This is a genomic window from Leptospira vanthielii serovar Holland str. Waz Holland = ATCC 700522 (genome assembly GCF_000332455.1).
Classification (GTDB): domain Bacteria; phylum Spirochaetota; class Leptospiria; order Leptospirales; family Leptospiraceae; genus Leptospira_A; species Leptospira_A vanthielii.
In genome coordinates this window covers 50,964-67,832 of sequence record NZ_AOGY02000031.1, presented here as the reverse complement: position 1 = coordinate 67,832, position 16,869 = coordinate 50,964, and the positions used below count along the sequence as shown (strand labels likewise).

13 protein-coding genes and 1 pseudogene are annotated in these 16,869 nt (G+C 41.7%); 10 read left to right on the top strand and 4 right to left on the bottom strand.

Features of this window, described 5'->3' with window-relative positions; translation table 11 throughout:
• The 4 genes from LEP1GSC199_RS07030 to LEP1GSC199_RS07015 all read right to left on the bottom strand — a co-directional run.
• A partial coding sequence (locus LEP1GSC199_RS07030) for a discoidin domain-containing protein (RefSeq protein WP_002979604.1) occupies positions 1-395 on the bottom strand: 395 nt, incomplete at its 3' end.
• 51 nt (positions 396-446) lie between these two features.
• Positions 447-1,334: a helix-turn-helix domain-containing protein gene (locus LEP1GSC199_RS07025; RefSeq protein ID WP_002979577.1), complete on the bottom strand. Its 888-nt coding sequence runs from the start codon at positions 1,332-1,334 to the stop codon at positions 447-449.
• A gap of 376 nt (positions 1,335-1,710) precedes the next feature.
• Positions 1,711-2,532, bottom strand: coding sequence for a ParB/RepB/Spo0J family partition protein (locus LEP1GSC199_RS07020; RefSeq protein ID WP_002979588.1), 822 nt, complete (start codon positions 2,530-2,532; stop codon positions 1,711-1,713).
• Positions 2,516-3,268 carry a ParA family protein gene (locus LEP1GSC199_RS07015; protein WP_002979551.1) on the bottom strand — a complete coding sequence of 251 codons (753 nt, stop codon included), beginning with the start codon at positions 3,266-3,268 and terminating at the stop codon, positions 2,516-2,518. The genes LEP1GSC199_RS07020 and LEP1GSC199_RS07015 overlap by 17 nt, the downstream gene beginning before the upstream one ends.
• 230 nt (positions 3,269-3,498) lie before the next feature.
• On the opposite strand from LEP1GSC199_RS07015, the gene LEP1GSC199_RS07010 reads away from it, so the two are divergent.
• The 10 genes and pseudogenes from LEP1GSC199_RS07010 to omp85 all read left to right on the top strand — a co-directional run bounded on the left by LEP1GSC199_RS07010 (position 3,499) and on the right by omp85 (position 16,849).
• Entirely contained in the window at positions 3,499-4,815 is a 1,317-nt protein-coding gene (locus tag LEP1GSC199_RS07010) for a helix-turn-helix domain-containing protein (protein WP_002979571.1), read from the top strand.
• 2 nt (positions 4,816-4,817) lie between these two features.
• Complete coding sequence (locus tag LEP1GSC199_RS07005) at positions 4,818-5,816, top strand: hypothetical protein (RefSeq protein WP_002979494.1); 999 nt, start codon at positions 4,818-4,820, stop codon at positions 5,814-5,816.
• Positions 5,817-6,345: 529 nt separating this feature from the next.
• Complete coding sequence (locus LEP1GSC199_RS21720; RefSeq protein ID WP_083901924.1) at positions 6,346-6,771, top strand: phosphatidylinositol phospholipase; 426 nt, start codon at positions 6,346-6,348, stop codon at positions 6,769-6,771.
• Between the two features lie 866 nt (positions 6,772-7,637).
• Positions 7,638-7,853 (top strand): hypothetical protein, encoded by a 216-nt coding sequence (locus LEP1GSC199_RS21425; RefSeq protein ID WP_083901925.1) that lies wholly within the window; start codon positions 7,638-7,640, stop codon positions 7,851-7,853.
• 382 nt (positions 7,854-8,235) lie between these two features.
• Entirely contained in the window at positions 8,236-9,351 is a 1,116-nt protein-coding gene (locus LEP1GSC199_RS06990; protein ID WP_232420691.1) for an MBOAT family O-acyltransferase, read from the top strand.
• 8 nt (positions 9,352-9,359) lie between these two features.
• Positions 9,360-10,880, top strand: a complete 1,521-nt coding sequence (locus tag LEP1GSC199_RS06985) for a hypothetical protein (protein WP_002979464.1) — start codon at positions 9,360-9,362, stop codon at positions 10,878-10,880.
• Positions 10,881-10,916: 36 nt separating this feature from the next.
• Positions 10,917-11,966, top strand: a complete 1,050-nt coding sequence (gene asd, locus LEP1GSC199_RS06980) for an aspartate-semialdehyde dehydrogenase (protein WP_002979467.1) — start codon at positions 10,917-10,919, stop codon at positions 11,964-11,966.
• 14 nt (positions 11,967-11,980) lie between these two features.
• Positions 11,981-13,984 (top strand): hypothetical protein, encoded by a 2,004-nt coding sequence (locus LEP1GSC199_RS06975; protein WP_002979508.1) that lies wholly within the window; start codon positions 11,981-11,983, stop codon positions 13,982-13,984.
• A gap of 4 nt (positions 13,985-13,988) precedes the next feature.
• Positions 13,989-15,422, top strand: a complete 1,434-nt coding sequence (pyk, locus tag LEP1GSC199_RS06970) for a pyruvate kinase (RefSeq protein WP_002979477.1) — start codon at positions 13,989-13,991, stop codon at positions 15,420-15,422.
• Positions 15,423-15,427: 5 nt separating this feature from the next.
• A pseudogene (omp85, locus tag LEP1GSC199_RS06965) lies at positions 15,428-16,849 on the top strand (Omp85 family outer membrane protein).
• Positions 16,850-16,869 lie beyond the last annotated feature (20 nt).

Below are 16,869 nucleotides of genomic sequence, written 5' to 3'. Positions count from 1 at the left end.
ACGCCACGTCCGTTACTGGCTTTTCTGGAAATTTTGGAAACAAACTTCACATAACGAGCGCTAGTAAGAGAAAAAAGCCATTTTGCAGAAGTTTTGAATGACTTCCGAAAGGAAGACTCTTGTAAAATTGGCTCCCAATACTTTCCATCATGAGACAATTCGAACCGGAAAGAATCGGGAAAAAAGTCCAAACCATCTTTGCCAGGTAAAAGTTCAATTCCATTGAAATACACAACATCATCAAATTGAAAGATGATGGAAGAAAGTGAAGACTGCTCCTTTTCTTCAAAAAAGGATAAAAATTCTTCATTTTTGACTTCGAAGGTTCCCGAAGTGGAAACTGATTTGATCGGTAAAGAGTTGGGGTGGCTTGTGCGGATTAAATGATCTTTCATTGCGCTTTTTAATGCTGATTCCTTCCAAAAAATACCGTTTTTCTATCCAGTCTATCGAATTTCACTGAGGCGTGATCCTTCTTCTTTTTCTGAAAATACTACGAGAACTGCCGGTTTCACTCGTTCCGTAAAATACATATTCACAATTTGGCGTAAATGTCCCTGAAGGGGAGAGGTGACAACAATTACATTCCCATCAGCCTCCACTTGCACCTTCCCTAGTTGGTTCCAAGAAGACTGGGTCAGCTCTTTGCTTGCCCAAGATAAAAACCCGGCCCATGAAGCTGGGTGGGAAAAGGTCTCTTCCTCAGAAACTTTCTGCTCAGTTTTAATCACTTCTTGCCTTTGGGTGGAGATGAGCTCCCGGCAGAGAGATTGGACATAGGAAGTGTTCGATTCCATATGTAAGGAGACTGCCTTTTGATAAGCCTTTAATGCAATTTCAGGCCCAAAGAGTTCTACTAAAGTTTCGAACGCTTTTTTCTCTTCCTTTATTTTACCCAATTCTCCCGTCGTGGGCACCGCAGGTAGATTGTTTGTATTAGATATAGTTATATTAATATGGTTAGGGGTTCCGTCAGCACCCCCCTTACTTACCAGTTTCGATCCCCCAGAGGCATCCGTTTCGAAACCTCCGAGGGTTATGTTTGCATCCCCCAGAGGGGTAATTCTGGAACCCTCATAATGGAAGGAAAAATGATACCGGGTCGAGGTTCGTCCGTTCCCGGGGACTTGGTAGAGTAGGCCCGCACGAGTGAGTTCTTTTTTGGCAGAAACAATGGATTTTTTGGTTTTGAATCCGGTAAGCCTCATCAATGTTTCTGTATTGGGCCAAACGGGTTTGAAATTATAGTCACTGAATTTCAGTAGAACTGGATAAAGTGTTTTGGCCGCATGGGATAGGCTAGCCCAAACACCAGAATCTATGATGTCGGTCATCAGTCGGATATAGGCATGCCGCTGGTCGCTCACAAAAGCTCCTCCGCTTTTTCTGCAAAAATTAAACTAAATTTAAGCAAATTTAACGAAGGAGTTGACATTATCTGACATAATGTTAATTATGTCTCATCCAACAACATTCCTTCGGGAAACCCCGACCCCCTGGTGTTCCAGGGGAATTTTTTTATTTTTCGGGTCGGGATACTAAAGATCCCCCGTCTCTTGGATCTACAAGAAACGTCTGCTCAAACTCAAATAGTTTTATTATGTCACATTATTGTCGGATTCCGGCGGATGTCAAGTTCGTACAGCATTTTTCCTGAGCTGTACAATAAATTTTTTTCCTAAGTACTTGACTGCTTAGTACTTGTTTGGGTTATGCCGTGTCCCCGTATTTTTTTATCAACTCTTTGCGGATGAATTTGTAGATGTCTCCGAGTAGAATTTCGTCGTCCGACAGAATTTGAATTCCGGTTCCTGTCCTTCGAATTTTATAACCAGAAAAAAGTGAGTTCTTTGCTGTGTTGGGTTCGCCTGATTTGACTTGTTTGTTAAAATCTTTGGCGTCTCTGACTGTCTTCAATGCCCCTTTGTGGAATAGGGTTAAAAAATCGTCGAGGTTTCCTTTTTTGGCGGCCTGGGCTGCTTGGACAAGGAGGTTCTTATTGTAGATTTCGTTCTTTTTGCATTTGTCGAGGTCTTCTTTTGACATCGAGGTGATGGAAAGGACTTCCGTCATGTAACTGCGGCTCTTCCCAAAAAGGTCACCTAACTCCTGGTCTGTGTAGTTATGGGAGTTTTTCAGAAAGAGGAGGGCATCCACCTCTTCATAGGGAGATAGGTTTTCCCTTTGTAGGTTTTCAATGACAGCTAATTTATAAATTTCTTTGTCGGGGCGGTTTAGGATCTTACATTCGATTTCAGCCCAGCCAAGCGACTTGGCGGCATGGTATCTTCTTTCTCCAGCGATGATTTTATAATGACCTTCACGTTCTCCCTTGGAGACGATGATGGGTTGTAAAAGTCCATCGGCTTTTAAGGTTTGCGCAAGTTCTTCGATCCCCTTTTTTCTTTCCTGTCTCGGTTGGTGTTCCGAGGGTTGGATCCTATCTATACGAATGGTGCGAATGGTTCCATCCAAATTTTCCGCTTGGTAGATGTCGGCAAGGGTTCCGAGGCGTTTACTTTTTAAGCTCATTTAAAACCTCCTCAATAAAACCTTCATATTCTTGAGACTGCCTGGATGTTCGGTTGTAATCGAATACAGATTTTTTTGCTAGATGGCTTTCTCCGATTGCCACTCCATCCGAAATTGTATGTTCAAAAATTCGGAAGTATTTGGTCAAAACGGGGAGGATGGTTTTTGTAAGTAGGGTCTGGGGTTTGAGTTGGGTGATGAGAGCTCCTAGAATTTCTAACTCTGGATTGATCCTCTTTTTGATCGAGGAGATGGTTTGTTGTAAACCCATAATCCCATCCATGGAGAACTTTTCTGCTTGGAGAGGGATGAGGACAAAGTTTGCGGCCACGAGACTATTCACCGTAAAGATGGAAAGAGAAGGGGGGCAGTCAATGATGACAAAATCAAATTCCTTAACGGCAGCGAGGGAGTCTCTCAGGATATAGGGAGCTTCTACGGAGTTTACGGAAACCGTCTCCATTTCCGCCAAACGCATGCTAGACGGAGCAACCCACAAATACTCGTTATATGCTGGTGTGATAATTTCTTTAAGGTTGGCAGAATTTTGAAAGAGGTGGGCAAGGTCTTTTTCGACTGTCTCTGGATTCAGAAAAATCCCAGTGGAATTGGCCTGAGGGTCCATATCGATGAGTAGGGTTTTAAGATTGCGACGGGCCAACCCCATGGCAAGATTCAAAGAAGTAGTCGTTTTTCCTTCTCCGCCTTTTTGGTTTGCAACTGCGATGGTGATCATCTATCTCTATTTTCCCTTCCCAAATGGTATGCTTTCCTGCCGAAAATTTGGGATCAATTGTATTTTTAGAATGGAGCAAAAAAAGGATTTTTTGATCTCTTCTCTCTTCATTGTCGGACATCCGACATACTGAAAATTAGCAAAAACTATCTCCTCTCTTTTGGTCGGACATCCGACATTCAAATAGGTACGTACTTGACAAAGTGATTAAATTTAAACAGTTTCATAGCATGCCTTCTCAAGCCATTTCCCTACTTGCCTCCGAAAGAATCGGCAAGGATTGGATGGATTCTGTCCTTCCCATTTTGTGGGAAAGGCTATGTACCGAACTTGGTTTCTCTGCAGGTGTGGTTGTATTGAAGGTTGAGGATGAAGATTCTTTTTACGAATCAGCCAGTTTCGGATATGGGGAAGACGGCTTTTATTATTCCTTTTTGAATCGAGGTTCTCTGCACTGGGAAGAGCTGATGCACTCCGAGGAGCCTGTCTTTTTTTCTGGTTCAGAGTTTGAATTGTTTGGCAAAAAAACAAATGCAATGGCTATTCGTATCCGATCGGGACAAAAAGAAATCGGCTTTCTTCTTGCTGAAATGGAGGAATCCATATCTCTCCCGGCGGGAATTTTCCTCAGCTTTTTTGCAGAAAAGATTGGAAACGAGTGGGGGAAAACTCAGATCCGTTTGGCTGGCAAAGAAGTGCCCGCCTCGGCAAACTCGCATTCTTTATATCGCTCAGAAATTCCCAATTTGGATCTGGCGACTTCAGAATTTACGAAGCAAAAAATCCTCACCATTCTCGGACCTTCCGGTTCTGGAAAGAAGACATTGGCCAAATGGATCCACCAATCCCAATTGCCTGGCGCACCCATTCTCGTTGTAGAATCTTTACCGGACCATTTTGGGAAGCTGGAGAAGGCACTCGCACTTTGGGGGGAAGAGTCTCGGTCTGGAAGTTTGGTACTAGTTGGGATCCAAACACTCAATTTAGGCCAACAACAAATCCTATCGGATTGGTGGTCCAAATCCGGATATTCTGGGTCTCTATTTTTACTGGGTCCCGAGGAAATGGGCCAAGAATTATTGCCTGAATTTGAAAGATTTTTACGAAAAAATTCGTTGGTACTACCATCCCTCAGGTTCCTTCCCAAAGCAAAATTGCAAACTTTGGTTTTGGCCATATTTGAAGAATTATGTGATTCTCAGAACCGGTTGGGTTTGCAATTAGGGGCAAATAGTTTGCAGGAATTAGTATCTAGATCTTATTCGGAAAATTTTACAGACTTACGAAATGCAATTCTCACTGGGATTTTGACCTGCCGGACAAACCAAGTGGAACCAGCAGATTTGGAACCTGGAAAATCCAAGATGGATTTGGAGATTCCAGATGCGGAAGATTTAGACTTGCGGCGTGGAACAGAGGCTTTAGAAAGGCAGAAGATTCTTCTGGCTATGCGGATCTTTTCTGGCAATCAAATCCGGATGGCAAAGGCCTTAGGTATTTCGAGGGGATCCCTCCAATATAAAATGAAACAACTTGGTTTAATGTAAAGATGGATGATACTGTATACGAAGAACGGAAAACCCCTGCTGGTTTTCTAGTCAAAGTCCGACTTTCCAAGCTGACATACGTTGTTTTTACAGATTCTGGACCAGAAGTCCCGAAAGGTGCCAGGAACAATTCCATTGTTGTCAATGTCCCCCGAGTTGGGTTTTTTGGGGACGATTTTGATGTCTCCCATTTCCATTTGGGGGAACTTTCCTTTGTCAATGTCAAAGCCGGGAAACTTGTCATCCCCTACCAACATGGATTTTCCAACGAAATCAAAACCATTTATTTAGGGACGGGAAGCTTAAGCGACGTCCTACCCGTTGTCATCTATCATTACAAGAGTAAGGAAGATTTGATGGCGGCTTGGGAGAGGGGAGAACATGCCCAGTTTCTAGTGGTCGATGAAGAAATTCCGAGATCGGACATGGTATCCTTTAAGATCCGTTACCCTAGCATGAACATCCTTGTGATCAAAAAACGGATCAATACTTCAGCGGAATCTCAATCCCCAAAAACTGATGAATCCAAAGACAAGGGAGTGGTCGATTACGATAAGGTCCGAGCGACCGATGTTGCCAAAAACCAAAACCTCAATACCTATAGTGAAAACCCGGTGTTTTTGGCAAGGATCCACCTTCGAGCCATGGAGTTGGATAAAGTAAAACAACTCCTTTTAGATTTCCATCTTTCTTCAGATGATGTTATGTTCATCCGAACTTTTTTGGATGTGATGATCAAAAACGAACTAAAAAAACCAGAACTAGACGTGGTCAAACCCCAACTCATCGCCATGACTGAAGCCTTTCGATTAGCAGTTCTGATTTTAGAATATCGTGTGGAAGATTTTGAAAAGGAATTAGACGCAGGTTTTTCCAAAGAGATCTCTCATATGATCTATGCACTTCTTGCGAAGGAGCAGGAGACCGCCCAAGACCTCGAACATGAAATTGTTCTCTGGGAATGGAAACTCCGAGTTCGTTCGCAAATCATCAAAAAATAGCCAAAATTTCCCAAAAAATGCTTTATTTTTCTATGATTTCGGTGAAAACTGAGGTCAATCCTATGTTTTTCTTGGAAAAAATAAAAACTCTGGCACAAAAGTTGCACAAGGGCGCCCTCCTGGTTTTGCTCTCCGTATTTTTTATTTTTCCTGCCGTGGGCCTTTATGCAAATGAAGCGGACCTCCCTGTGATCATCCCGAACGATGAACTCCTCACTCCCATCGAACTTCGAGACGGTTTGGTACTTGAGGTGACTGTTTCGAGGGAAACGGAACTTGTTTCTCTGGATACTTTTCCTTCAGAAATCCAAACAGCAGGTGCCTTTGTTTCCTCCGATGCGTCGGCTCCCGAGTTGGCTATTTTCTGTGAGACCTCTAATTTAAAGAAGGGTTTCGTGAGAGAGATAGGGTTATCCTCCCAAATCCAAACATTAGGAATCTGTAAAACATCATCCGTTTTTGAGAATGCACCAGAGCATTTCTCTGTAAAATCGATTGCCAGCCTAGGACTTTTTGGTTTTCTGGGGATATGTCTCAGCCGAAGCGAGTTGCCTTCCAAAAATTTCTCAATGCTATGCGAAAACTCTCTACCGAAGTCAATGACTCGGAGATCTGCAAACGATTGGAAATTCTTATGGCAACCAGTAAGGACGACCTCCCTTTGGCGCTTGTCAACCAGCTCCTCCAGGACGCGAAAAACTTCGATCCTAAAGCCATCCATGAGCCATATACCCAATACGTCCGACATTTCATCTATATGGTCAAGAGGAATGGAAGGGTCCCCAGTGACCTTTTGGCAGGGGAAGAGAATAAATCTTCTGGTGATCGCTCTAGTCTCAAATCAGCAAGAAAACAGCCTGTCAGCAGTGCCAAGACCAAACGCTCTACTTCTAAATCCTCAAACCCTGTAAAGAAGGGAAAACCTTCTTCTAAATCTAGCTCCAAAAAGTCTTAAATTTCTAGAGTCCCACTGTGAAAACTCAGCCCTGTGCGCACCACAGGGCCATTTCATTCAAATCTAGCATTATGGGACATAGGCGATATTACACCAAAAATGACCATTTTTAAGCACTTACATAAAGTTTCAAACCCCGAAACCAATCCCCTACAGCTCTTTAGATTTTAAACCACCCAAATTGCCTAAAAATAGGCAATTACCTAGGATACGTATTTGGAACTTATCCGCCGGAGATTGGCCATCTAATCTTTATTATATTACGAATGACTGTTCGGGTCAGGGCAGCTGCTGTTCTCCCATGGGCAACCATTCTAAGGCATGCCTTGTGTCGGGCAGGCGATGGATTGGCAATTGCAAATAGGCCCTATAGTCGCCACCCGGCTTCAGAATTTCTAAAGAGATCTTGATCCACTTTTTTCGAGGGAAAGCTTGGGAGCAAGCCAGGAGCTTCGTGTCCCTTACGCCTTTCGGTGGCGAGATTTCGGCAGTTCTGCTGGGACAGAATAAGCGAGAAATTTGAGCCATCTCAGTAAAAATTTCCCTTTTTTAAAGGATTCAAAAAGAATCCCCTATTTCCAAAAAGAAGGTCCTGTTTCTTCTATTTGGTAGCATTTTTCCCCCGGAGACTAGACAGAACAGCTCTGGAGCGCCCAAATTTCGACATTTAGCCGGGAGTCCAGGCCTAAGATCACCTGGGACAGGAATCTCAGGCTCCAGGAAAGGTATAAGTCGTAATTGTTTAGAAATGGGTCAATCTACTGCCAAATTGTCATGTGTAGCAAAACTGCATGCCCATGTAAAAATGGCAGTAGATTGAATAGTGGTTGCCACCGGGCCACTCTGGGCCCAACGTTCTTTTTATTATGGCGGAAACGATACGGCTTAGGGTGAAATGCCACGCCTGCTCCAACTTGATAGAAGGAACGGCTAAATATGGTTCTGGGCACTTTGTCCCGGAGGGAATAGTCTTTGATTTTGTGGCTGTTGGGAAAGTAGAGGGTGCGCAAGGGCGCCGAGTCAAGGCAGAAGTCACTTGCACCTGCCCCAATTGCGGAGTCAAATGCAAGTATAATGTATAATTGATTAATAGTAATCACTTATATGCTTTTTAATTCAGTAAGTTACTCTCTTTTCCTTTTCCTTTCCTTTGCTGTTTGGCAAATATTACGCCTTCTTTTGATTGGAATTCAGCAAATATTGCCAAATAATTATCAGTTTGTTCGCTTATGTTTAATCATTTATTTGCTTATTATAAGTGCTTTTTTCTATTGTTTTTGGAATCCCACCTACTTTTTGCTTTTAGTCTGGGTTGCGTTTGTTGACTTTTCACTGGGGAAAATTCTCGGATTCGTAAATAATCCTGGGTTGCGGCGGTTCATTTTATTCAGTTCACTCGGGAATAGTCTCGGAATTCTGTTTTTCTTTAAATATGGTCATTTTATTGCTGAAAATTGGGCAAATATGTTCAATTTCGTACCGCCCCAACCGGATTTTTGGAGCCATTGGCTTTTGCCGGTGGGGATTTCTTTTTACACCTTCCAGTCAATTTCTTACGTTGTGGATGTATACCAGAGAGACTTGGAGCCAGAACGAAATTTTCTTTCTTATTTGCTTTTTCTTTCGTTTTTTCCGCAATTAGTCGCGGGCCCCATTGTCACTGCAAAGTCTTTTCTGCCGCAAATCCGCAGGCCTCTGCCCTTTTTGAAAACCCCCGTTTTCTTTGCCGTTTTTCTCATTCTACTAGGTCTTTTTAAAAAGATGGTTCTGGCCGACCATTTGGCGGAGGCTTCTGATTTTGTTTTTAGCCGTCCTGCTGATATCTCCACAAAGGCACTTTGGATTGGTATGTTTTCTTATTCTTTACAGATTTATTGTGATTTTTCGGGTTATACTGACATTGCCCAGGGATCGGCACTTCTGTTTGGGTTCCGTTTGCCGGAGAATTTTAAGATGCCATACTTTGCTGATGGATTTTCGGAATTTTGGACCAGATGGCATATTTCCCTTTCCCAATGGCTAAAAAAATATATATATATTACGCTCGGTGGAAACAGGATCGGCCCAATTTTTACATATAGAAATTTATTTCTCGTTATGGCCATTGGAGGACTTTGGCATGGTGCCTCTTGGAACTTTGTTTTTTGGGGAAGTTGTCATGGAATTTTACTGATCCTAGAAAGAGTGGCTCGGGGATACAGGTTATGGAGTTTTCCTTGGATGCGGCCCTTTAGAATCCTTGGCACTTTTTTTGTGGTGAGTTTGCTTTGGATTTTCTTTCGGAGTGCCGATTTTGCTAGTTCGCTGTGCTACCTACAGGGTCTTTTTGTTAAAAACGATGGTTTTTCACTTCCTTATACGATGGAGATGAACTTTCTTTATTGTGTTTTCGTGATTTCCATAGGGCATATACTAGGGAGTTTGTATTTTTCTGACAACAAGCAGTTGTTAGGTAGGTTTGAGAAATGGCAGAATTCATTAGGAAAAACCGCTTTTTTTGGTGTTTTGGCCTCAATTTTGATGGTTCTGATAGTTTTGTTTTCGGCCGACAGTAAACCTTTTGTGTATTTTGTATTCTAGGTAAGGAAATGAAACAACGGATATTATTTATATGTTTCTTTTTGGTTTCATTATTTGGCCTAGACTTCCTGGTTTTTAAGAAACTCCAGTTTTGGTTGCCGAACGAATCTCCTTGGAACACCAACCATTTTTTCAATTTTTTATATGAGTATGAGAGAATTCGAAATCTTCCCAAAACAAAAAAGAGAATCATAATTGTCGGAAGTTCAGTTGCTTACTATTCCATCGATGCCCGTAAATTAAAAGAAACCTTGTGGAAGGATTTTGATTTAGATGTGGATGTTTTTTATTTAGCTTACGCTGGGAATAGTCCACTCTATGTATATTTACTGCTAAATTGGTTGGACCCTTTGGAGCCGGATCTTGTTGTATACCCGGTCAATTTTATTGATTATAGACTCCACCGAACGTATGTCATGTTCCCTGACGGCAGAAATGATTCCGTAGACGAGTCTGTTGTAGTGAAAGATGCACTTACGTTTGGAGAAGCCCCCCAATCTTTGTGGGTTTTTCCTTGGGAGACTTTGAAAGAAGTTGGTTCTTCGATGGACCGGGAAACTTGGTCTCGTTATGTGCTTTCCTCTGGGTTTTCCTTTTATCGTTATAAAGATATATATTTGCAAAATTTGCAAAATTTAGTCCAACATCGTTTTGGTCGTAATACTAGTTATCATGCTTATGCGGGAGTTCTTATTCCTGAAGGGATTAATGGGCTCGGATGGACCGGCCAACAATTTAGTTTTCTCCCTACAGAAAAAATGAAAAACAAAGGATTTTGGGTAGAGGTCACCTCTTTTCTTTTGGCAGGAAAACCTTGTCGGATGGAAATTTCGAATGGGACAGTCAAACAGGAGATTGTATTAAACAAAGAGGGATGGGTTCACCTCCATTTGGATTCACAATTCTTCGAGAAAAAAAAGTTAATCACCGCAAAACTCGAACGTGTCTGGTTTGCAAACGAGGCTACGGGTGCCTATCTCGACTATCATTTCGACCCAATGGGAGTTCGGTTGGAACAAACCTTTGGATTGGAAGAGGCAAAATCGGGTATCCAGTACGAACGTGAGCCAAGAACGGAAGACTTTCGGTATACGAATATGAAAGAGGAAGACTATCGTAAGTACTTTCACTATCGATTGTTAGAAGGGTTGGAAAAACGACCCGGCATTGGGTACTTAGTTGCCTTAAAACTCGCAAAAGAAAGAATTCGCGGGGAATCCTTTCGGCCTTATTTCCACTTTCGGTATCTCAAAAAAATTGCGGACCATTTTCGAGAACGGAATATATCTTTTTTACTCATCAACAATCCTGAAAATCCCATCTCTCTTGATTGGTATGAAGATTCCCAGTGGTATCGGGATCACTTAACCTATTTACAGTCTTTGGCGGGTGGGTCTGTCTATTATTGGGACATCCACCGAAGTTTGCCGATGTTGGGATTCTCCGACTTCCATCACTTTACCTATATTGGAATGGAGCAAATGAATCCGATTTATGCTAAAAGAATTGGAAATCTCTTTCCGAAATAGGATGTTTTTCAATCCTTACATTAGATAAGGAATTTTATGGAAAAAATCAAAGTTGGAGTCCTGGGAGCAACAGGTTCCGTCGGTCAAAGATTCATTCAACTTTTGGAGAATCACCCTTATTTCACGGTGACTCATTTGGCAGCTTCAGAAAAAAGTGCCGGCCAAACGTATGGTGATGTAATGAAATCTCGTTGGAAGATTTCATCTGATATCCCGGCTTATGCAAAAGACATTATCATCTCGTTACCAAATCCTGAAGTAACTAAGGGCGTGCAACTCGTGTTTAGCGGTCTGGATGCATCCATTGCTGGAGAAGTAGAAACTGCTTACGCTGAAGCGGGAGTGATGGTTCTTTCTAATTCAAAAAATCATAGAATGGATCCGAATGTTCCGATTCTTTCTGCAGAAGTGAATGCACACCATTTGGATGTTTTACAATTCCAAAAGACCAAAGGAAAAATCATTACCAATTCCAATTGTACAATTATGGGTGTTACGATTTCACTGAAACCTGTTATGGATGCCTTTGGACTTAAGTCTGTGATGTTATTTTCTATGCAGGCCATTTCCGGTGCGGGTTATCCGGGTGTTCCTACTATGGACATCCTTGGAAACGTAGTGCCATATATTGGTGGCGAAGAGGACAAAGCAGAAGTCGAACCGCAGAAATGTTTGGGAACTGTAGAAGGTGGAATCATCAAATCAGCAGATTTTAAAATTTCAGCTCATTGTAATCGTGTTCCCGTTTTTGACGGACATACCGTTTGTGTCTCTGTTTCCTTTGACAAAAAACCAAAAAAAGAAGAGATTCTTAAGGTTTGGGCCGATTTTCAAGGGGAACCGCAGAAATTGGGATTGCCGTTTGCACCAAATCCGGCTATTCTCTACCGCGAAGAAAATGATAGGCCCCAACCACGTCTTGATTTAGAGACAGGTAGGGGAATGACCACTGTTGTCGGAAGGCTTCGGGAAGATCCAATCTTAGATTGGAAATGGGTAGTACTTTCGCATAACACGATTCGAGGTGCAGCAGGTGCTGCGATTTTGAATGCTGAGTTATTGTATCAAAAAGGATTTTTTAACTAAGGAACTCCCAAACCATGTTGGATCCAAACCTCCCGGAATTAAAAGTAATGGATTACACGGCCTGCCTCCAAAAGGTGCAGGCTATGGATTCACGGGGGGATTTTTCCTACAAAGGGATCTACAAAGTTTTACTTGTGATCTTTGAATGGACGGATAAGTTTTTACAAAACAAAGTTCTTCCCAATGTAGAACAAATTGAACGCGATAGTTCGATAGATCGTGATCGTACAGAAAACTATGTGATTGATCTTAGTTATAAACAAAATCCTGCCATCATTAGAAAAATGAATGTCCTTGAGTTCCATCCGAATGAACCTGGGGATCCTGAAAATCCAAAGACCTTTATCAAACACAATACCGTATTTGCAAGACCCACAACCTCTGATGGGGGAACTGCATTTCGTTATGCACTTGGACTCAATGAACTTTCTACTGCAGCCATTAAGGGTTGGTTTAACGAAAAAAGAAAGTATGTTGGAAAAGAAAAGATGCGGAAGGTCATCAAAGCTGCGGTTGATTCCAACAGGTTATTTGATACGTATGCATCCACCGAAATTGGAAATTTGTTCCAATGTCCTTACGACAAAACAAAGGTACAAAAGGATGCCACCATCATCATTCATTTGAAACCAATCTTGAAACAATTGGTAGATGATAAGATCTTATTTTTCTTTCGCAATGATTCTGCATCAAGGCCTGCCAATAAAAGTGTATTTTTGTATAACAGGCCATCGGAAATTGCCGATCGGTATGATGGATACATTGATTATACAAAAAACACAATTTACCCGGCTTTGAAAAATCTAGGGGTCATGGGTGAAATCACCGAAGATTCATGGAGTAATCCTCGCAATCTTTTAACAGAGATTAAAGGGTATATGAATGATTCTTACGGAGACCAAAAAACTCTTATTGAAGAGTGTTTGGTTTTAAATGAAATTATAGAAAAAGATAAAGAAAGAGAAGAAAAACAAAAACGCAAACAGCAGGTCGATGATTTGATGGTTTTTCTTGCAGAGGCCGGTCGTATTGTTGAGGTCAATTTACTTCGTGTGAGTGGGGAGCCATTGACAGATGAGTTTCGGGCGACACTTCTTTCACAACCAGAACTTTTATATACAGAATACGCAGACAGCAAAATATATAACGAGTTCATCCTCCATAAGTCTTGTATCCCCCAGGCCATAGAATCGGCGAAAAGAACTTTTCAAATCAAACATTCAGATTTAGAGATCAGAGTTTTGAACCAGATGAATGTCACTCTTCATTTGAATGATGAAAGTCCCAAACGACTGTTAGAAGAGATAGAGGCTCAAAGCCTTTTTCAATTCCTACCTTTTTTTACTAGAATATGGAGAATGATCATGGGGAGTATGGTTGTTCATAAATTTGAAATCCCTCCGATCAAAGCAAGGTTGCAACAGCAGCTAAATAGAGATTTGGCGAACCAAAAAGTTAAAAAAATATCTCAAGAGAAAGAACGTCTGGTAAAGGCTCGTTTGAAAGAACGAGAAGAAGCCGAGAAAGATGCAGAAAAAAAATCCAAACAGTCGCAACAGACTGCTGCCTCTACGGCCGGTTTTAATGGTGGGGAAGAAGATTCTCCGGAGCCCGTCAAACAAGGAAGTCCAGAAGAAGAGAAAAAATGGAAAGAATCCATTGAAGCAATCATTCGTATTTTAGATGAAGCTTGGGAGTTTGGAGTGTTTCCGGACCGAGAGTATGTACTTTCTAAATTAAACGGAAAGTTTACGGAAGAGAATTTGATATTTTTTTTGAAGAAATTTGGTGGAAAGGAAATCTATAGTTTTCCCGTCCGAAACCAACGAGAAAAGTTCCCCTGGCCGATTCTGATCTCTACCGGATACCTAAAGCGGTATGGCAAAAAACTTTTAGATAAAGTGAGTGCAGAAAGTGACCGCCAACGAAGCGAAAAATTTCCGAACCAAGAGAAATTTGACATTGCGGAATCGCAATTAGAGTTTCTGAATAGAATCTTACCTAGATTGAAACCTTAAAATTATGCCTGCTATTGAACAACTAAGAGCTCGAAAAACAAAAATCGTTTGTACCATTGGTCCTGCGACCGCCTCCAAAGAAATGATCCGAAGTTTAGCTTTGGCCGGAATGAACATCGCAAGGATCAATATGAGTCATGGAGACCATGAGTTTCATAGAAAGGTCATTCGTATTATCAAATCTTTAAACAAAGATGAATTACACAAACATCCCATTTCTATCCTTCTTGATACCCAAGGGCCAGAGATTCGAACGGGAGATGTACAAAACGACCTTCATCTAAAAGTCAGTGAGACTTTTACTTTTCATATTATCCCTGGAATGGAAGCAGAAGCACAAAGTGTTTTTGTAAACTATAGAGATATTGTTAAAGATCTAAAAGTTGGCGATAAAGTTACTGTCGATAACGGACTCATCAATCTAGCAGTGCAAGAAATTCGTGAAAACGAACTCGTTTGTACTGTGTTAGATGGTGGTAAGCTCGGTTCTAGAAAACATATCAACCTTCCTGGGATTCGTGTGAACTTACCCTCAATCACTCCGAAAGACCTCAAAGATATTCTTTTTGGGCTGGAAGAGGACATAGATTTTGTTGCCTTATCGTTTGTTCGTTCGCAAGAAGATGTAATCCAACTGCGTGGTATCATTGATGAAAAGAACCACCATGCGCAAATCATTGCAAAGATTGAAGACCAAGAAGGTCTAAAAAACTTAGATGCCATCATTCGAGAGTCCGACGGCATCATGGTCGCACGTGGGGATTTGGGAGTGGAGATTGAAATCGAAGAACTTCCCATTGTCCAAAGACGGATCATCAAACGTTGCCAAGAAGAAGGAAAACGTGTCATTGTCGCAACGCACTTGTTAGAATCTATGATTCAGAATCCTTCTCCTACAAGAGCTGAGGTAACGGATGTTGCCAATGCTGTCTATGAAGAAGCCGATGCCATTATGTTATCTGGGGAAACAGCGATGGGAAAATTCCCTGTGCGTTGTGTGGAACTATTGGATAAAATTGCGCGTCGTATGGAGATGTCAATTAACCTCGGTCTTGCTGCACAGAGAAAACCAAAAGACCAAAAAGAAGAAATGGCCCGTTCTGCTGCGAATTTAGCCGATTCGATGCAGGCACATGCGATCATTGCCATCACTCGTCGTGGGATCACTGCTAATAATTTAGCATCCTTTCATCCTAAATATCCCATCGTCCATGCGTTTACAAACATGACGTCTGTTAGACGGAAACTCTGGCTTACTCGGGGAGTGATTCCTTACCGAGTCGATTTTTCTTCTGATCCTGAAAAAACAATCAAACTTGCCATCCAAACTCTTGTGAATAATGGATACCTCCAGATGGGAGAAAAAGTGGTGATCCTTTCTGACATTATTGCTGGGGAAGATCGAGTCGAAACCATCCAAGTCCGCGAAGTAAAATAATCCAAATGTTCTTTCGGAATCTGATTTCTATGTTGGTAGTTGTATCAACATGGATTTTCATTCCTTTGCATGCAGAAGAAAGAAAATCTGATGTACCGGAATGGATAGGTGAGTTTAAGAAGTTAGACGAGAAGGAACTGGCCAACAAAAAAGAAGGTTGGTATGCCACAGGCCTTCCGCTTTTTGGAAATGATGCAGTGAACGGCTCTGGCCTTGGAGTCCTCGCCAATATTTTCTATAACGGAACTAAATCCGATTCATCCTTCAAATACACTCCCTATGAACATATGTTCAATGTGGGAATTTACAGAACCAATCGGGGAACACAAAATAATTATATAGTATGGGATGCACCTTACTTTGCGGATACCGCCTACAGGCTGAAAGCCTATATCGGCCATGATGCTAGTTTTTATAATCAGTACTTTGGGGTTGGAACCGAAAGTTTACAGCCACTCTATTTCAAAGAAAGAAATTTGGATGGAAGTCGGATCAATCGCAATGCCACTTATTCTGAGTTTGAAAATGCAAATTCCTATGCACGAAATCGTGGGCCGGGAAAAGAATTCACATCGAACCAACACTATCATGACTACCAATTTGAAACGACATATGGGCAATTTTCTCTCGATAAAACCATTTTCCAGGTGTTTCGAGTTTGGAGTGGGGTGGAGTTTTCAAAAAATATCGTTCGGCGGTATGACGGAACTCCAACAGAAGCTAGAGAACCTATAACGGGTATCAAAGTTCCGGCAATCGAAGATAGTTCCAAAATTACAGAAGATGCGAATTCAGGGAAAATCATTGGTATCAATGGGGGACATTTAAATTACTTACGCGGTGGCATTGCCTATGATACGAGAGATTATGAACCGGATCCCGATCGAGGATGGCTCATTGAATACAATATCAATAAAGCGGAACGAACGATAGGTTCTGATTTTAATTACATCAGACATTTTGCCCAAGCGAAGAACTTTTACCAACCATTCCCGAAACTCTTTGAAGAGTTTGTGATCGCACAACGTGTGGCACTCACAAAAATTGAAGGGAATGTTCCTTTTTTTGAATACCGATATCTTTTTTCCATCGATGGTCCGTTTGGTGCTCTTGGGGGACAAAACACACTTCGAGGGTTTAGGTAAGAGCGTTTTTTTGGCCCTGTCATTGGGTTTTATAATATTGAGTTACGTTACCGTGTGGGGAGTTTTTCGTTATGGGACCAGTTCCTTCAATTGAGTATTGTTCCCTTTTACGATGTGGGTCGAGTTTGGGACAAACTACGTGATGTGAATGCTCTCGGTTATAAACACGCACGTGGGGTGGGATTACGGTTGGTTTGGGACCAAGCAACTGTGATCTTACTGGACTATGCCTATTCCAAAGAAGACCAATTGTTTTATTTGGATATGGGGCATACGTTTTAAGGGATTTTTACAGAATTTAG